Annotated in this window: 18 protein-coding genes; all 18 read left to right on the forward strand. The window is 67.4% G+C overall.

The features are described 5' to 3' along the window. Positions 1–25: 25 nt before the first annotated feature. Positions 26–292, forward strand: a complete 267-nt coding sequence (locus tag LDH66_RS14285) for a ferredoxin (protein ID WP_226481741.1) — start codon at positions 26–28, stop codon at positions 290–292. Then, positions 289–1,032, forward strand: a complete 744-nt coding sequence (locus LDH66_RS14290) for a cobalamin biosynthesis protein (RefSeq protein WP_226481742.1) — start codon at positions 289–291, stop codon at positions 1,030–1,032. Before LDH66_RS14285 ends, LDH66_RS14290 begins: the two co-directional genes overlap by 4 nt. Before the next feature lie 51 nt (positions 1,033–1,083). Beyond that, positions 1,084–2,316, forward strand: coding sequence for a CbiX/SirB N-terminal domain-containing protein (locus LDH66_RS14295; RefSeq protein ID WP_226481743.1), 1,233 nt, complete (start codon positions 1,084–1,086; stop codon positions 2,314–2,316). Between the two features lie 45 nt (positions 2,317–2,361). Then, positions 2,362–2,733, forward strand: coding sequence for a DUF3209 family protein (locus LDH66_RS14300; protein WP_226481744.1), 372 nt, complete (start codon positions 2,362–2,364; stop codon positions 2,731–2,733). A gap of 3 nt (positions 2,734–2,736) precedes the next feature. Further along, positions 2,737–4,062 (forward strand): outer membrane protein assembly factor BamB family protein, encoded by a 1,326-nt coding sequence (locus LDH66_RS14305; RefSeq protein WP_226481745.1) that lies wholly within the window; start codon positions 2,737–2,739, stop codon positions 4,060–4,062. Between the two features lie 116 nt (positions 4,063–4,178). Further along, positions 4,179–5,711 (forward strand): DNA primase, encoded by a 1,533-nt coding sequence (locus LDH66_RS14310; protein ID WP_226481746.1) that lies wholly within the window; start codon positions 4,179–4,181, stop codon positions 5,709–5,711. Further along, positions 5,708–6,271: a hypothetical protein gene (locus LDH66_RS14315; protein WP_226481747.1), complete on the forward strand. Its 564-nt coding sequence runs from the start codon at positions 5,708–5,710 to the stop codon at positions 6,269–6,271. The genes LDH66_RS14310 and LDH66_RS14315 overlap by 4 nt, the downstream gene beginning before the upstream one ends. Positions 6,272–6,318: 47 nt before the next feature. Beyond that, a complete protein-coding gene (locus LDH66_RS14320; protein WP_226481748.1) occupies positions 6,319–7,182 on the forward strand; it encodes a hypothetical protein in 864 nt (287 codons plus the stop codon). Positions 7,183–7,261: 79 nt separating this feature from the next. After that, positions 7,262–8,152, forward strand: coding sequence for a hypothetical protein (locus LDH66_RS14325; RefSeq protein WP_226481749.1), 891 nt, complete (start codon positions 7,262–7,264; stop codon positions 8,150–8,152). Between the two features lie 125 nt (positions 8,153–8,277). After that, on the forward strand, positions 8,278–8,742 hold the full coding sequence (locus LDH66_RS14330) for a type III secretion system chaperone family protein (RefSeq protein WP_226481750.1): 465 nt from the start codon (positions 8,278–8,280) through the stop codon (positions 8,740–8,742). Between the two features lie 152 nt (positions 8,743–8,894). Further along, positions 8,895–9,824 carry an ABC transporter substrate-binding protein gene (locus LDH66_RS14335; RefSeq protein WP_226481751.1) on the forward strand — a complete coding sequence of 310 codons (930 nt, stop codon included), beginning with the start codon at positions 8,895–8,897 and terminating at the stop codon, positions 9,822–9,824. A 42-nt stretch (positions 9,825–9,866) separates the two neighbouring features. Further along, positions 9,867–10,538 (forward strand): ABC transporter permease, encoded by a 672-nt coding sequence (locus LDH66_RS14340; protein ID WP_226481752.1) that lies wholly within the window; start codon positions 9,867–9,869, stop codon positions 10,536–10,538. A gap of 64 nt (positions 10,539–10,602) precedes the next feature. After that, the gene (locus LDH66_RS14345) at positions 10,603–11,406 is read left to right on the forward strand and encodes an ABC transporter ATP-binding protein (protein WP_226481753.1); all 804 of its coding nucleotides are present in this window, start codon (positions 10,603–10,605) and stop codon (positions 11,404–11,406) included. 66 nt (positions 11,407–11,472) lie between these two features. After that, positions 11,473–12,198 carry a TOBE domain-containing protein gene (locus LDH66_RS14350; RefSeq protein ID WP_226482018.1) on the forward strand — a complete coding sequence of 242 codons (726 nt, stop codon included), beginning with the start codon at positions 11,473–11,475 and terminating at the stop codon, positions 12,196–12,198. A 113-nt stretch (positions 12,199–12,311) separates the two neighbouring features. Next, positions 12,312–12,734: a universal stress protein gene (locus LDH66_RS14355; protein WP_226481754.1), complete on the forward strand. Its 423-nt coding sequence runs from the start codon at positions 12,312–12,314 to the stop codon at positions 12,732–12,734. Between the two features lie 51 nt (positions 12,735–12,785). After that, positions 12,786–13,286, forward strand: a complete 501-nt coding sequence (locus LDH66_RS14360; protein WP_226481755.1) for a universal stress protein — start codon at positions 12,786–12,788, stop codon at positions 13,284–13,286. Between the two features lie 106 nt (positions 13,287–13,392). Next, the gene (gene acs, locus LDH66_RS14365) at positions 13,393–15,393 is read left to right on the forward strand and encodes an acetate--CoA ligase (RefSeq protein WP_226481756.1); all 2,001 of its coding nucleotides are present in this window, start codon (positions 13,393–13,395) and stop codon (positions 15,391–15,393) included. Positions 15,394–15,525: 132 nt separating this feature from the next. Then, positions 15,526–17,742: a bacterio-opsin activator domain-containing protein gene (locus LDH66_RS14370; RefSeq protein WP_226481757.1), complete on the forward strand. Its 2,217-nt coding sequence runs from the start codon at positions 15,526–15,528 to the stop codon at positions 17,740–17,742. Positions 17,743–17,757 lie beyond the last annotated feature (15 nt).

Consider the following 17,757-nt stretch of genomic DNA (forward strand, 5'->3'; position numbering starts at 1 on the left):
AACTCCGACCAGACGAAATTCACCAATGTCACGATACGAAGTCACCATCGAGAAAGACGCCTGCGACGGCATCTTCGCCTGCCTGACGCGCGATCCGCGCTTCGTCGAGGGCGAGGACGGCCTCGCGACCATCGACCCCGGCGCGGACCCGGTCTACGACTGCGAGGGCGAGGTCACCGATACCGAGGACCGCGTCGTCGCGACGTTCGACGACGACCGCATCGACGAAGCACAGCAGGCCGCCGCGGCCTGCCCGACGGACGCGATCATCGTCGAGGAGGTGGGCGAATGAGCGAGACGGAGCCGACGGCCGACGGCCGAGACGCGGACGACGACCGCCTCGAGATCGCCGTCCCGTCGGACCCGCTCGCGGGCCACCCCGCGACCGCGTACTTCTGGGGCCACCTCGCCGGCAGCGGCGACGTCTCGGATAGCGGTATCGAGGTCGTGACCAACGACGAGGAATCCGCACAGGTGCTCGCCGCGATCGCTGGCGGCGACCTCGAGCACGATACGACGACGCGCGACTACGCCCACGACACCTCGATCACGCGGACCGAAGACGAGTACACGCTCTCGATCGGCGGCGACGAGGGAGCCGGCAGCGACGGTGCGGGGCTGCTGGGTCGTAGCGGCGCGCTCGGTCTCCCCGTCGACGGCCGCGGGAACTACCGCTTCGGCGCGTTCTCGAACTACGACCGGGAACTGCTCCGGGGCCTCCTCGAGGGCTGTGGTACGATCTGCTTCAAGTCCTCGAGCGGCACCGTCGGCATCTCGTTCGTCCACGACGACGGGGCGCTGCTCGAGTTCGCGCAGGAACTGATCGCCGAGTGTCCGGTCGACGCACCTTACGGCGACCTCTCGGAGACGTCGTCGGGCGGCTACTGGTTCGGCGTCGACGACGACGCCGCGCCCGAGTTCGGCACGTGGCTCTACGAGAACTGCGAGGAGACCGGCCTGTTCGCGCCGAGTCGCCGCCGCAAACTCGAGCAGAGCCTCGAGCAGGCGTCGGCCTACGACGGCGACGACTAGCGACGGCCGTTCGGACTGCAAACCGCATTCGCACTTTCCACATCGAAATCGATGAGTACACCCGACCAGACCACGCCCGGATCCACAGCCGGGTTCGACGACGAGGCCGTCCTCCTGATCGGCCACGGCTCCAGACGCGAGAAGTCCAACGAACAGGTCCGCGAACTGGCCGCCGCCCTCGAGTCCCGACTCGGGATCCCGGTCGACGCCGCATTCCTCGAGCTCGCGGAGCCGGCGATCGACGAGGCATTCGCTCAGCTCGCACCCGTCGCGTCGCAGGTGACGGTCGTCCACTGCGCGCTCTTCGCCGCGAGCCACGTCAAGAACGACGTGCCGCTGGCGATCGAGCAGGCCCGCGCCGAACACGACCTCGAGATCAACAACGGGGCGCACCTGGGGGTCCACCCTGCGATCTTGGACCTGCTTGACGACCGCGCCGCGACCGTCGAACGCGAACTCGGCGTCGACCGCGAGGACGACGACGTCGCGGTCGTTGTCTGCGGCCGCGGCTCGAGCGACCCGGACGCCAACGGCGACGTCCACAAGCTGGCCCGACTGCTGTACGAGGGCCGCGAGTTCGACCGCGTCGATGCCAGCTTCATCGGCGTCACGGAGCCGACGCTCGAGGAGAGTCTGCACGGACTCTCGAAGCACCGCCCCGACGCGGTCGTCGTCCTGCCGTACATGCTCGGCGACGGCGTCCTCACCCAGCGGGTCCGCGACTGGACGGCCGAATTCGACGAGGACTACCCCTACGTCGAGGCCCTGGCCGGCGACCCGCTCGGGACCGACTCCAGACTGCTCGACGTCTTCGCCGACCGCTGGCAGGAGGCGCGTACCGACAGCGTCTCCATGTCCTGTGACACGTGCAAGTACAAGGTCGACCTCGAGGGCTACGAGGAGGACGTCGGCGGCGCGCGGGCCATGCTCCGCGCGCTGGCCCATCAGGAGGCCCACGCCGACCGCGACGACATCGACGAGGAGCCCGACAGCCACGACGCGCCCGAGAAGCACGTCGCTGTCTGTACCAACCAGACGTGTGCCAAGATGGGGTCGCCGGCGGTCCTCGAGCGCCTCCGTCAGGAGGTGCGGGACTCGGAGCACTGCGACGCCCGCATCACGCGGTCGTCCTGTCTGGGACGCTGCGGCGACGGGCCGATGATCGCCGTCTACCCCGACGGGATCTGGTACGGCGGCGTCGAGGACGACGACGCCGAGCGGATCGTCGGCGACCACCTCGATCGGGACCGCATCGTGAGCGACCTCGTCGACCAGACGCTGTAACGCCGATTCGAAACACACGAATCCGATACGTCATTACGTACACTCATGAGCTGCTACGAAATCGAAGCGCTACGACTCGGACTGATGAACGTCCTCGGCGTCGGGGACGACAGCACCCGCGATCACGCGGAGAAAGAACTCGAGGGCCACTTGGAAGGCCCGATTCAGGGACTCGCGGAGGCCGACAGCCTCGCGGAGATCGAGCGCCACCTCGACGCGGCGCTGGTCGATCTCGAGGAGGAAGTCGCCTCGATGGACAACGACGACCCCGAGTACGACTATACCCGAGGGCGGCTGCTCGCGGTTCGCGACGCCGAGCGGGCGGTCCAGCGACTGAGCGTGCAGGGCGAGAGCATCGTCGACGGGCTCGGCGACGCTCACGATACGCTCCACGAGACCTTCCCGGTCGAGGAGTGATCGATGGCCGAACCTGTCGATACCGAACGCGAGGGCGCCCTCGAGTTCCGCTCGGTCCCGCTCGGCGAGATCGAGACGGCGCGGAGTCGACACATGTGGACCCGATCCGCCGTCCACGTCGCCGAGTCCGGGTCCCTCGTCGTTACGGGGACCTGGGACGGCACCGTCACCGCCCGGGACGCCGACTCGCTCGAGACGCGGTGGACGGCCGACCATCCGGACCACGCGGTCGGGATCGAATCGCTCGAGGGGAGTGAAACGATCGTCGTCGCCGGACGCGGCGAAACGGGGACGATTGCGGCCTACGACGCCGAGACGGGTGACCGGCGCTGGCGCTACGACACCGTCGAGGACGTCGGCGAGGCGGTCAAGGACACCGTCTTCTACCTGCCCTATGTCGTCGCGCTCGAGACGGGAGTCGACGCCGACGGCAACGAGCGGCTCTACGCCGCTGCCCGGCGCTACGAACGCGACGGCGAGACCCGACAGTGGCACAGCACGGTCTACGCCTTCGATCCCGACGGGACAGTGCGTTGGAGCTACGAGACCGACGCTTCGCCCATCGCGCTCGATCTCGACGCCGACGGCGAGCGCCTCGCGGTCGGCTACAACCGTTGTATGGGCGACCACGACACCGGTCTGGTCGTCCTCGAGGCGGGGAGCGCGACGACTGAGTCGTCGCGAAACGGAGGCGGTGAAACCGCCGAAGGCGGCGACCTCGCGTGGACCTGGGATCCCGGCACCGAGGGCGACCGCCGCGTCGGCGACGTGTCGTTCGACGGGGACTCGATCGCCGTCTCGAGTCACGGCGACAAACGCGGCTACCTGCTGGGGCCCGGCGGTGCCGAGCGCTGGCGCGTCGATCTCGCCGTCGAGACAAAGATCGACGGCGAGACACTGTACGCCTACCCGAACCACGTCACTGCCGACGACGGCCGGGTGGCGTTCGTAACTGGCAACACCTACGCGGTGGAGAGCCGCGAGACTGAGAGTCGGCACCCGAACGAACATCGGGTCGCTACGTTCGACGCCGACGGGGCCCTCGTCTGGGACGACGAGGTCCGCGGCTTCGTCCACGGGCTGGCCGCCGACGGCGACCGGCTGGTCGCTCCCTGTGCGCAGAACTTCCGGGTCCGCGATCCCGACACCCACGCCGTCCGCTGGTTCGACCGTGAGTCCGGCGCGGGCGGGTGCGAGCGACTCGACGGAATCGCGACGGCGGCCGCCGTCGATGGCGGAACGGTCGCAGCCATCGAGGAGCCCGTCGCGTACCACGACGAGGGGACGACCCGCGGCGAGTACGCGCTTCGCGTCGGCTCGCTCGAATAAGCGGTTCGTTCGGTTCGGTCCGTTTTCCGCAGTGCGCTTTCTGTCACAACCTGTCGGCCAGTCGCATACGCAAGGCCAACCACCACAACGCTCACTCTCGTCCGTGTTCTCGTATAATGACCGAGTACGTAGAACATGACGGCACCGCGGAGCGTTCGGATTCCGAGAGGGTTGAGCGCTCCGCGGGCCGTCCCGATGCAGTCGAACGTCCGGCGGGACCGCCACGCCGGGTGATGACCGACGGCGGGCAAGCGGAGATGGAAGAATCGGGAGACGACGAAAATGAGTCCGAGGGTGACGAAGACGCTGCAGGAGCGGATGAGGACGAATCGGCGGACGAAGCGGAAGGCGAAGCCGAGGAAGCGGCCGAAGACGAATCGGAATCCGAAGAGGCGGACGAGGCTGAAGCTGCGGAAGCAGACGCCGAAGGGGAGGCTGAAGAAGTCGACGAAGAGGAAGCCGAAGAAGAGGAGGCTGAAGAAGCCGACGAAGAGGAAGCCGAAGAAGAGGAGGCTGAAGAAGCCGACGAAGAGGAAGCCGAAGAAGAGGAGGCTGAAGAAGCCGACGAAGAGGAAGCCGAAGAAGAGGAGGCTGAGGAAGCCGACGAAGAGGAAGCCGAAGAAGAGGAGGCTGAGGAAGCCGACGAAGAGGAAGCCGAAGAAGAGGAGGCTGAGGAAGCCGACGAAGAAGGCGAAGCCGAGGAAGCGGTTGAGGAAGAGAGCGAAGACGAGGAAGCTGCGGAAGGCGACGAAGACGAGGCGGAAGCCGAAGACGAGGAGGAACGAGAGGATACCGGCGACCTCGTCGAAGACGACCGCGAGGAGGGTCACGCCGAGGACGCCGAGGAGGTCTACGAGGGCGACGACGCTTCCGGCGTCCTCCACCTCGATCTCGACGGGCTCTTCTTGGACGTGCTCGGTCTCGAGGTCAACCTGAACCCGGTCCAGCTCGACGTGTCGGCGCGGCCGGGCGGGAACAACCTGCTCGGGAACCTGCTGTCGGCGGTGACGGGACTGCTGGACGGTCCCGGTGCCATGCTTGACAAAGTAAAGTCGCTCCTGAGCAAGCCGGTGGAGCTGCTGAAGCAGGTTCCGGGGAAGGCGAAAGAGGCCCTCAGTGGGCTCCTCGAGAAGCCAAAGGAGTTCCTCAGCGGGTTGCTTAGCAAGCCGAAGGAACTGCTCAGTAAACTCTTCGGCATCGGTGGCGAGGGAGCGGACGAGGAAACCGAGGGTGAGGAAGGCGAATCGGGCGGGGTGCTCTCGTCGGCCGCCGGCTGGCTGAAGGGGATCCTCACCAAGCCCGTGGAGTGGCTCCGCGGGCTCTTCGGTGGGGGTGCCGGCGAAGACGAGGCAGTCGAGGGTGAGGAGGCAGCAGACGAGACAGAGTCTGCAGAGCCAGCGGACGAGGAACCCGCGGAAGAAGGCGAAGAAGAGGCGGAAGAGGAATCGCCGGGCCCCCTCGCCAGAGCGGCCGGCTGGGTGAAGGAGAAGCTGTCCGGACTCGTCCCGAGCCTCCCGGTCGAGGAAATCGTGGCGACCATCGTCTCGCAGGTGATCGAACAACTGGTCGAACAACTCGAGCCCGATAGCGACGAGGAAGCGTCCGGCGGACAGCCGGAAGCGGCGTCACAGACGGAGGCCTCATCATGAGCGACGAATCCGAATCACTGACACAGCGGATTGACACGGAGAAGATCACCGAGAACATCGACGTCGATCAACTGGTCGAGGGAACCCAGTGGGAAGACGAGATCGACGAGGACATGCCGCTCGGCGCGGCGCTGGGCGGCCAGGTCGGCGCGCTCGTCGGTCGCAAGGTCGGCGAGTCGCTGGGTCGGACGATCGGGAACATGGTCGTCGAAGAACTGCTCAGCAGCGACGAGGCCGAGTCGGCGGACGAAGAAGAGAGCGAGGCGGACGAGGATGAGGACGAAGAAACGGCAGACGAAGACGAGGGCGAAGAAACGGCGGACGAGGAAAGCGAGGAGTCCGAAGATGAAGAGTCGGCCGACGAGGAAAGCGCGGAATCCGAAGACGAGGAAAGCGAGGGTGACGACGCCGAGGCGGAGAGCGAGGACGAGAGTGACGAAGAGAGCGACGCTGAATCGGGCGACGAGGACGCGTCGGCCGACCAGGGTGACGAGGACGCTTCCGACGAGGACGCGGAGGGCGACGAAGAGGAGATGGAAGCCGAAGCCGAGGAGGAGTAAGATCGTGATTCGGATACACCATACCACCGAACCGAGTCGCAGGCGAGGTGATCGCCGTGAGTGACGAGTCGGGACTGAAGAGCATGGTCGCGGAAGAGGTCAGTAACCAGGTCGACGTGGCCGATATGCTCGGCGACGGCAACATCGAGGACAGCATCGACGGCGGCGAACTCGGGGCCGCCGTCGGTCGCCAATTCGGTGAGCAGTTCGGCCGCCGACTCGGCACCGAGATCGGCCGCGAGATTCACGAGACGATCGACGAGGGCGTCGAGGAGGGGAAGGAACTCGGCGAACTGGGTTCGGAACTCCCGACGGCGATTCGCGACGCGTTCCGCGAATCGATCTCGGAGATGGAGGGCCGCGAGTCCCTCGAGTCGATGGCCAAAGGCGTTACCGACGGGAGCAGCGTCGAAGGTCTCCTGGACGGGATCGGCAGCGACGAGAGCGAGGAAACGGACGAAGACGAAGAAACAGCGGAGGAGGAGCCGACGGAAGACGAGGAGAGCGCGGAACCCGAAGACGAGGAAACCGAGGCCGAAGCCGAAGAAGAGGAGTCCGAAGGAGACGAAGCCGACGAGTCGGGCGCCAGAGAATCGGTCAAGGAGGCCGCCGGCAAGGCCAAGGAATCGGTCGAGGGAGCCGCCGGCAAAGCCAAAGAGACGGTGAGCGGAACCGACGAGGACGAGGACGAAACGTCCGTAGAGGACCTCGAGGACCTCCGGAGGGACACGCTCGAGGACTTCCTCGGGGTGATGTCCTACAGCGACCTGCAGTCGGTCGCGAAGGACGTCGGCGTGAAAGCGAACCTCAGTCGCGAGGAAATGACCGACGAGATCATCAAGACGGTGACGGACGACGAGTCGGACGCCGACTCGGACGAGGAGTCGGAAACGGAGGCGGAAGCCGAGTGACCGACTGACGTCCACCGTTCTCGGTCGACCGAGCGCCGAACGACGCGACCAGCGGCGCGGTGATATCTGAGAGCTACCCATGAGCGACTCACAACTACGCGACCGAGTGCACGAGATACTGAACGAGGCTGACGCCTCGAGCGGGTCGATCGTCGGCGGGACCGACGCCGAGGAGGCGGACGGCTCCGCCGAGACGGACCTGCTCGAGACCGCCACCGAGGCGAGCGACCTCCTCGAGTCGGCCGATCCCGAGGAACTGCTCGCGGCGGTGGGGCTGGACACCCTCGAAGACGGGACCGAACCGGACTCGATTCCGGAGGCCATCGCCCGAGGCGAGCAAGAGAACCTCGAGGACCTCCAGCGGTTGCTTCACCTCTCGAAACTCGCCGACAGAGCGGACGACGGCAGTCTCGAGGGAGCCGTCGGTGACCTCCGAGCGGCGATGGGCGACGGGACCGAGTCCACCCCCGAAGGCGCGGAGAGCGAGTCAGTCGAGGCCGACGGCAGCGACTCGGCGGCGGCCGAGGGCGAATCGGACGCGACCGCGGGCGACGAAGACGACTCGAGCGCCGAAAGCGACGTCGGTGACCGCCTCCGCTCGGCGATGAGCGACTCGTTCGCGGACTTCGGCGACGAGGTCTCTCAGCTCAAAGAGCGACTCGAGTCAGCGAGCGCCGGAACCGCCGACGATGCGGGAGACGGCGCGGAGGGCGTCGACGAGACGGCCGCCGACGCCGAGTCCGCCGATGCGGCCGCGGATGAGGTCGAAGAGGCGGACGAGGATGAAGAGGCGGACACAGACGAGGACGACGAGGAGGGACTCCTCGGATCGGGGCTCGGCGGCGATCGGGAGCGCGGAACGGCCTCGGGAGGCCCCAGCCGCCATTCGACGATGGCACCGCCGCCGTCACAGCGGGCGGACATGCGGAAGGGGACGCGGCACTCGACGATGCCGGACAAGCACGGGTAGCGCGCCCTTTGGTTCCGGTCGAGTCGAGTCGAACGGTCGGCCGGACAGTCGAACGCATGTATCGGAACCGCGAACAGGCTAGTTCCCGCTGAAGCCTTATTCTGTTCCTCGTCGATCGACCGTATATGACGAGACACGTGAGCGAGGAACAGGTCCGACACTGGCTCGACGACACGGCGATTCGGAACGTGACGCCCCATACCGACGAGGAGACGGCGTTCAATTTCCAGGTCGAACTCTCGCAGTTGCCGGTCCACGTCATCAAGGAAGACGAGTTCGGTCCGGTCCGAATCGTCGGCCGCAGCGGGTTCGACACCGAGCGGGCGAAGAACCTGCTTCGGGACGATCAGCGACGCGGCGAGTTGCTCGAGTACGTCGGGCCGATGCTGGCGGCGACGCCGGGATTTTACACGTTTCTCGACGAAGAGGGCGTCTCCTGCCAATTGCGCGAGGCCGAGACGGTACAGGTAGAGTATCGGATCTACCCCGACGAAGCCTCCCAGCAGGCGCTGATGGACGGCATCATGGCAATCGCGACGAGTATGCGGTACGTCCGGAACGCCGTGGTAGCGGTCGCGGAGTCCGGATGACGGGACCGATGACTCCGCGTAGCGGCTCCCGACGGCGTAACCGAATACAGTTACATATCGGCTCCCACTGAACGCTCGAGCGGAATCCGTAACCGACGATGGGCACGGCGAGCGGTACGTTTATACTCTCGTCTCCCATCGTTGTTCCCAACATGGAATATCGACGGAGAGCGCTACTCGGGGCGGGTGCGGCGGGGATCGCCGCGGCCGTCGGGGGCTGTCTCGGGTCGAACGGCGACGGCGACGGAAACGGGGGATCGATCGCCGGTGAGGAACTCGCGCTTTCGACGACGACCAGCACGTACGATACGGGGCTTCTGGACGAGGTCAACGCCGCGTTTCAGGAGCGGTTCGGAACGCCCGTCGCGGCCAACGCACAGGGAACGGGACAGGCGATCAGGTCCGCACGCGACGGGAACGCCGACGTGATCCTGGTCCACGCCCGATCGCAGGAAGACGAGTTCATGCGGGACGGCTACGGCGTCAACCGGCGGGGCCTGATGTTCAACGACTTCGTGGTCGTCGGCCCGAGCGACGACCCGGCGGGCGTGAGCGATACCGAGCGGGCGACGGCCGCCTTCGAGGCCATTGCGGGCGCGCGAGCGACGTTCGTCTCCCGCGGCGATAATTCCGGAACCCACTCCAAGGAGCGAGCGATCTGGTCGGCGGCCGGCCTCGAGCCCGGCGGCGACTGGTATCAGGAGACCGGCAGCGGAATGGGTGACACGCTGACGATCGCGAACGAGTCGAGCGCCTACACGCTGGCCGACCGCGGAACCTTCCTCTCGAGGCGGGACTCCGTCGACCTCGAGATCCTGCTGCAGGGGCCGATCGAGGGCGGGCCGGAACTGCTCGCGAACCCCTACGGGATCATGGCGGTCAACCCCGAGCGCCACTCGAACGTCAACTATCAGCTCGCGATGGCCTATATCGGCTTCCTCACGAGCCCTGAGGGGCAGACAGTCATTGGAGACTACACCGACGACGGCCAGCAGTTGTTCTATCCCGAGGCATTGTCGGCGGACCCGAACTTCCAGCAGTACGTGCCGGAGGGCTGGCGACCGGAGTCGGGCAGCGAGTGATCGCCGCGCTCACAACCCCCGCATACGACTGATCCATAACTGATGCCATTCGAACCGATCGCCGAACCGAACTACCTCCGGAGCATCGTCCGGCTATCGCTGACGGTGAGCCTGACGGCCGTGGTCCTGAGTACGCTGCTGAGCCTGCCGATCGCGTTCGCCGTCGGCTTCGCGGAGTTCCGCGGCAAGCGACTCGTCACGGCCGTCATCAACACGGGGATGGGGTTTCCGAGCGTCGTCGTCGGCCTGCTCGTTCTCATGGTGATCTCGAACAGCGGGCCACTCGGCTCGCTCGATCTCGTCTACACGCCCGAGGCGATGATCATCTCGCAGTGCGTCCTCGCCGCGCCGGTGATCACTGGCGTCGCCCTCTCGGCGATCGAGAGCGTCGACGAGAGCGTTCGGGACGCGGCCTACGGGATCGGCGGGACTCGCGCGGACGTCGCCCTGATCACGCTCAAGGAGGCTCGGTACGGGGTCCTTACGGGAATCCTCGCCGGGTTCGGTCGCGCGATCAGCGAGGTCGGCTCCGTCCTCATCGTCGGCGGCAACATCGCCTACGCCGACGGCACCTCGAAGACGCGAACGATCACGACCGCGATCACCTTCGAGACGCGGCGGGGCGAGTTCGAGACGGCGCTGATCCTCGGTGCCGTGTTGCTCGTCCTCGTCTTGCTCGTCAACGGGGTCGTCCTGCGACTCGGAGGGCGATGACGATGCGAGCGATCCCCGTCGTCGCGGTCACGAGCAGTCCGATCACGATCGCAATGAGACAGCCATGAACTTCGAACTCGAGCGCGCGTCCTACGGCGTCGATGGCACGGACATTCTGACCGATATCTCGCTGGCCGTCGAGTCCGGCGAGGTCGTGACGATCATCGGTCCCTCGGGGGCCGGCAAGTCGACGCTATTGCGGCTGGCCGCCTTGTTCGAGCAGCCGACTGACGGTTCAGTCCGCTGTGACGGGACGGATCCGTGGTCGCTGTCTCGAGCCGAGCGCCTCGCGCTCCGGCGGCGGATCGGCGTCGTCTTCCAGCGGGCGAGCCTGTTCGAGACCTCGGTGGCGCGCAACGTCGACGCCGGCAGGCGGATTCGTCGGCCGTGGTCGGGACGTGTCCGGGCGTTCGCCGAGCGGCTCGCGGCCCGCTGGATTCGCGGGTCGCCGACGGTCGACGATCGGACGCTCGAGGCGCTCGACCTCGTCGGGCTTCGCGAGGCGTGGGATCGAGACGCGGGATCGCTGTCAGGCGGGGAGGCCCAGCGAGTGTCGTTCGCCCGCGCGCTCGCGCCGCAGCCCGAGCTGCTCGTCCTCGACGAGCCGACCTCCGACCTCGACCCGCGGAACACGGCCATCCTCGAGCGGGCGATCGAGCGGGCGCGCGACCGCGATCACGGCGTCTTGCTCGCGACCCACGACATGCACCAGGCCGAGCGGATCTCGGATCGCGTCGCCTTCCTGCTCGAGGGCGAACTGGTCGAGATCGGCCCGCCGGAACGGGTGTTCGAGAACCCGCGGGACGACCGGACCGCGCGGTTCGTTCGCGGCGACCTGCTGTACGATGAAAACGAACTTCTCGCCTGACCGCGAACGGGGATTCGAGCGGACCCCATCGCACCCGTCGGGACACCGCATGATCCACCGATGACAATGGAAAAGGAGTTCGACCCCTACCTGCGGATCGACGACGTGAGCGTCGACCGCAGCGACGTCGCGATGTTGCGCGCGATCGACGACTGCGGCTCGCTGTCGGGCGCGGCGGCGGCCCTCGAGCGCTCGTACCCGCGCCTCCAGCAGCGCGTGGTCGAACTCGAGGCGGCCGTCGGCCCGTTAGTCGAGCGGACCCGCGGCGGGGCCGACGGCGGCGGCAGTTCCCTGACGGAGACCGCGCGGGACCTGCTGGCGCGGTTCGATCGGCTGGTCGCGGCCTACGAGGGCGTCGCCCGCGTCGACGAGACGGTGCTGACGGGGACTGTCGTCGACCGCGACGGCGAGCTCGCGACCGTCGAGACCGGTGCCGGCGACATCCTGGCGGTCGTCCCGCCCGACGCCGCGACCGCGTCCGTGACGATTCGGTCGGACGCGGTCAGTCTGCACGCGCCGGCAGACGTGCCGCGAGCCGAGGGGACGAGCGTTCGGAACCGGTTTCCGGGGACCGTCTCGTGGCTCGAGGCCGGCGATGCGGTCGCGAGAGTGGGGGTCGAACTCGAGGACGGGGACGGCGGAGACGGCAGTGACGACGGCACCGAACTCGTGGCGCTGGTCACTCGGCGGAGCGTCGAGGCGCTGGGGCTCGAGCCGGGTCGGTCGATCGTCGCCTCGGTGAAGGCGACGGCGGCGCGCGGCGTCGCGAGGGACGAACGGAACGAGCGCTGAACATCGTTTCATGGCGCAGTTCACTGCGCCATAGCGCACGCCACCGCAGCCGGGTCCGGTTCCGCCCCGCTACGAGCCCCAACCCTTTCTCGAGGGGGCTCGTATCGGTGCGCATGTACGACTCGATTCTGGTCGCGACCGACGGCAGCGAGGCCGCGGCGACGGCGGTCGATCACGCGGTTGCGCTCGCAGAGCGGTTCGACGCGCCGCTGTACGGCATCGCCGTCGTCGACGAGCGAACCGAGTACGATACCGGCATCGTCGATCCGGACGAGGCCAGACGGCACCTCGAGGAGCGCGCGGCGGGCCGGCTCGAGGACCTCGAGGCGACGGCGGCGGCGGCCGACGTGACCGTCGAGACGGCGGTTCGGTCGGGCGTCCCCCACGAGGAGATCCTCGAGTACGCGGCCGAGCGGGACGCGGGCGCGATCGTGCTCGGCTCTCGCGGCCGCTCGTCGTTCAAGGGAGCGTTGCTCGGCAGTACGGTCGACAGAGTCGTCAGGACGGTGGATCGGCCGGTGCTGATTGTCGGCTAGCCGGGCGTTTGAGGCCGAACATTTACCTCGCCTGTCGTGTGACGTAGTCGTATGTCATTACTCGTTCCCTTCGATGGGTCGGAGTTGGCGACGCAAGCGCTCGAGCGGGCGTCGACGTTCGGGGACTTGCTCGACGAGGAAGTCGTCGTGCTGACGGTGATTCCGGACGACGCCGACTACGCGCGGGATCGAGGCTGGATCACGCAGGGCGAGCCGTTCAACACGGAGGCGATTGCCGCGGGGATGCAGACCCGCGCCGACGAGGTCGCGCCGGAGGCGACGTTCCGGACCGAGCGAGTCAGTTCCGACGAACCGACCGCGACGTCGACGACGAACGTCGTCCGCGAGATACGGCGCGTCGCCGCCGATATCGAGGCGTCGGTCGTGTTCATCGGCTCGGAGAACGCGGGTTCGGTCATCGCGCCCCAGTCGAGCGTCGGCAGTCCGGTCGCGAGCGATCACCGCTACGACGTCTACGTCGTTCGCGCGCCCGCTCACGAGGTCGACCCCGAGGACATCTCCGATATCGATTCGACGCAGGACGGTCTCTGAGCGACTTGCGGAACCCGTGCTCGGGGCGACCGGCTCTCGAACTGCCCACTGGACGGCGATTCGGAGGAACGTTTATTTCTCTGACCACCCACGATTCGGACGAGATATGGTCGATCGGAACGGGTGGGGCCGTGACGCGTCCGCATCTATCGGGTCCACCCACGCCCCGCCCCAGTCGTTCGTCGAGCAGGCGAACGTCTCGGATCCGGGGATCTACGACGAATTCGAGGCGAACTGGCCGGAGTGTTGGGAGCGTGCGGCCGCCCTCCTCTCGTGGGACGAGCCCTACGACACGACTCTCGAGGACGAGGACGCGCCCTTCTATCGGTGGTTCGCGGACGGCCGCCTCAACGCCTCCTACAACTGTCTCGACCGACACCTCGAGTCGGGGCGGAAGAACCACGCCGCAATCCGCTGGGAGGGCAAACAAGGTGAGCGCCGGACCTACACCTATCGGGACCTCTACGTCGAAGTGAACGAGTTCGCGGCGGCGTTACGGGATCGCGGCGTCGAGGAAGACGACGTCGTGACGATCTACCTGCCGATGATCCCGGAGCTGCCGATCGCGATGCTCGCCTGCGCCCGGATCGGCGCGCCCCACAGCGTCGTCTTCGCCGGGCTCTCCGCGGACGCGCTCGCCACGCGGATGGACGCCGCCGACAGCGAGTATCTGGTCACCTGTGACGGCTACTACCGGCGGGGCGACGCGTTCAACCAGAAGAGCAAGGCCGACAACGCCCGCATCGGCCTCGAGCAGGACGTTCGAACCGTCGTCGTCGATCGGCTCGGCGACGACCTGCCCCACGTTCTCGGCGACGACGAGTGGGACTATCACGAGCTCCGCGAGGAGTTCGCGGGCGAGACCGTCGAGCCGGTCTCCCGAAGCGCCGAGGACATGCTGTTCCTGATGTACACGTCGGGGACGACCGGCGAACCGAAGGGCGTCGTCCACTCCACGGGCGGCTATCTCGCCCACGTCGCGTGGACGAGCCACGCCGTCCTCGACGTCAAACCGGAGGACACCTACTGGTGTGCGGCCGACATCGGCTGGATCACCGGTCACTCCTACATCGTCTACGGTCCGCTCGCGCTGGGGACGACGACGGTAATGTACGAGGGTACGCCGGACTACCCCGACCGAGACCGGCTCTGGGAGATCGTCGACCGCAACGCCGTCGACGTCTTCTACACCGCACCGACGGCCATCCGCGCGTTCATGAAGTGGGGCTCGGACTACCCCGCGGACCACGATCTCTCCTCGCTGCGCCTGCTCGGAACCGTCGGCGAGCCGATCAGTCCTCGCCCCTGGAACTGGTATCGCGAACACATCGGCGGCGGCGACTGTCCGGTCGTCGATACCTGGTGGCAGACCGAGACCGGCGCAGTGACCGTCTCCACACTCCCCGGAATCGACGAAATGAAGCCCGGTTCGGCCGGCCCCCCGCTTCCGGGGATCGACGCCCGAATCGTCGACGAGGCCGGCGAGGACGTCGAACCCGGCGAAACTGGCTATCTCACGATCGGTCGGCCCTGGCCCGGGATGGCCCGCACGCTGTACGATAACGACGATCGGTTCGTCACGGAGTACTGGCAGCGGTTCTCCGAGCCCGCGTCCGACGACTGGCGCTACTTCAGCGGCGATACGGCCCGAGTCGACGACGACGGCTACATCACCGTCCTCGGCCGGGTCGACGACGTGATCTCAGTCTCCGGCCACCGGCTGGGGACCATGGAGATCGAGAGCGCGATCGCCGACGTCGACGGCGTCGCCGAGGCCGCCGTCGTCGGCCGCTCGAGCGAGACCGGCGACACCGAAATCTACGCCTACGTCAGCACCGAGAGCGGGCACGGCTCCGAGCGGGCGATCCGACAAGCGATCCGCGACAACATCGAATCCGCGATCGGGCCGATGGCCCGACCCGAAGCGGTGGTTTTCACCCCGGAACTCCCCAAGACGCGCTCGGGCAAAATCATGCGCCGCCTGCTCGAGGACGTCGCCAACGGCGAGGATCTGGGCGATACCTCGGCGCTTCGCAACCCCGAGATCGTCGGCGAGATTCAGGCCGAGATCGGCGATGAGGGCGAACGCGAGGAACCGAGCCGATAGCGTTTCGCCCATCCTACGATCGCGAAACTACCTCTCCGCCGCTGACCGCCGCTTTACTCGAATATCTACCGTAAACGCCGTCGAAAGCCGATACAGTTATGTTCGCGTCGCCAGAATGAGCGAATCAGACCGATGAGCCTCGAGGGGACTGTGGGGGCAGTGCTCACACGGCGGGAGTACGAGTCATTGCTCGATTCGGCCGAAACGTATCGCGAGGCGCTGGTGATTCGACTCTGCGGGGACGTCGGGCTTCGGCCGGCGGAACTGACGCGGCTCGCGATCGACGACATCGAGCAGGTGCGGATCGATCCGCCGCGGTACCTGATTCGGGTCCCGACCGACGACGACCGGGGCACTCGAACCGCGTATCTGCCGACCCGCGTCGAACGGGAGCTCCGGCGATACGCCCGCAGCAACGATCTCTCGACCGCCGATCGAATCTTCACCGTCACGCCGCGCCGACTCCAGATGCTGGTCTCGGACGTCGCCGATCGGGCGAGCGATCTGTTCGACGACCACGCACTCGCCGACGTTTCGACGAGCGATCTCCGGCAGTACTTCGCCCACACCGCCCTGGTCGATCACGACGTCAACCCTCGCGTCGTCAAGACGGCGGGCGGCTGGCGCAGCTTCGAAGCCCTCGAGTCCTACCTGCCCGAGCCCACCGACACCGAGATCGTCGACGCTTTCGATGCCGTCGAGGGGCCGTCCGGCCCTCGCTCCGGTGACCCCCAGTCCGGGCCCGCGGTGAGCGACGACAGCGTCGTCCGGCTCTTGTTGGCCGCCAGCGACCGGTACGCGCTCGTCCGACTCGACGCGGACGGCTACGTCGAGCGCTGGAACCGCAGCGCGGCCGCGATGTTCGGCTACCGGGCCGGCGAAATCGTCGGCACCCACGTCTCCGCGTTCTACACCGACGACGCCGTCGAGGAGGGCGCTCCCGAACGGACGCTCTCGACGGCACTCGACGAGTCCGGCTGCGAGACCGAGGGCTGGCGCGTCCACGAGGACGGGTCGCGGTTTCGCGCGACGGAGGTCGTCTCGCCGCTCCGGGACGACCAGGGCCGCCACCGCGGCTTCGCCGTCTTCGTCCGCGACGGAACGGCCGCACACGAGGAGCTCGAGGCCGTCCGCCAGCGCCGCGACGAGCTCGACCGGTTGTACGCCGTCGCCCGACGACACCGGGACGTGACCACGGCGCTGCTCGAGTCGACGGACCACGAGGAAGTCGAGACGCGGACGTGCGCTGCGCTCACCGACGGGCAGGCCTACGACTTCGCCTGGATCGACCGGGCGACTATTTCCGAGCGCCGTCAGGAGTGGCGCGCCTCCAGCGGGATCGCTCCCGACGCTATCGAGCGGATCGTCCCCGACGAGTGGCGAGCGGACGATCCGGCGGCTCCCCTCGAGCGCTCGGAATCGGCGGTCGACGCCTACTCCGGGGACGGGGCGGTGCTGGTCGCGGACGACGTCACGGCGACGATCGAGGGCGAGGATTCGTTCGACGGGGCCGTCGCGAGAGTTCAACTCGCCTACGGCGATACCGTCTATGGGACGCTGTCGGTCGCGACCGAGCGCACGAGCGCGTTCGAGGACGACGAGCGGGCGTGGCTCGCGACGATCGGACGGCAGGTCGGCTACGCGATCGCCGCCATTCGCCGGCGGAATCTCCTGCTATCCGATCGGGTAATCGAACTCGAGGTCACCTGTCGGGACGATCGCTCCTTTTTCGTCGACGTCTCGCGCCGGCTCGGCTGCCGGTTGGAACTCGATTCGCTGGTCCCGATCGACGAGTCGACCCACCTCTACTACGTTCGACTCGAGGGGGCGTCGCCGGCCGACGTCTTCGACCTGGCCGACACCGCCACCGGGATCGAGGACTGCCGGCTGGTCGAAACCGACGAGGACGGCTGGCGCGTCGAGTTCGTCGTCGACGGCTCCTGCCCGATCGTCACGCTGACCGAGTACGGTGTGACCGTTCACGAGGCGGTCTTCGAGGGCGGGTCGGCGACGATCACTGGCGACTGCGCGGCCGATGCCGACCTCCGGACGATCCTCGACGGCCTCCGGTCTGCGTTCCCTGACTCCGAACTGGTCGGGAAACGCGAGGCCGAGCGGACCGTCCAGACCGCCCGCGAGTTCCGCGAGGGGCTCGAGGACCGCCTGACCGACCGCCAGGAGGCTGCCCTTCGAGCGGCCTACTTCGGCGGCTACTACGACTGGCCCCGGGAGAGCACCGCCGAGGAGGTCGCCGACGCGATGGGCGTCTCCTCGCCGACGCTGCACAACCACCTCCGGAAGGGCCAACACGAACTGCTCCGAACGTTCCTCGACGATCCGGACGAATAGCGGACGACGGTACAG

It is taken from the genome of Natrinema amylolyticum, from assembly GCF_020515625.1.
Lineage (GTDB): Archaea > Halobacteriota > Halobacteria > Halobacteriales > Natrialbaceae > Natrinema > Natrinema amylolyticum.